The 255-nt window shown below is 51.0% G+C and carries 1 rRNA gene; it reads left to right on the forward strand.

Going from position 1 to position 255, the window contains the following annotated elements:
* A 23S ribosomal RNA gene (locus WFK85_RS23720) occupies positions 1-255 on the forward strand; the annotation flags it as partial.

Consider the following 255-nt stretch of genomic DNA (forward strand, 5'->3'; position numbering starts at 1 on the left):
AAACAGGTTAATATTCCTGTACTCGGTGTTACTGCGAAGGGGGGACGGAGAAGGCTATGTTAGCCGGGCGACGGTTGTCCCGGTTTAAGCATGTAGGCGGAGCGTTTAGGTAAATCCGGACGCTTATTAAACGCTGAGGTGTGATGACGAGGCACTACGGTGCTGAAGTAACAAATGCCCTGCTTCCAGGAAAAGCCTCTAAGCATCAGGTAACATTGAATCGTACCCCAAACCGACACAGGTGGTCAGGTAGAG

It is taken from the genome of Cedecea sp. VD22, assembly GCF_037150195.1.
GTDB lineage: Bacteria > Pseudomonadota > Gammaproteobacteria > Enterobacterales > Enterobacteriaceae > Cedecea.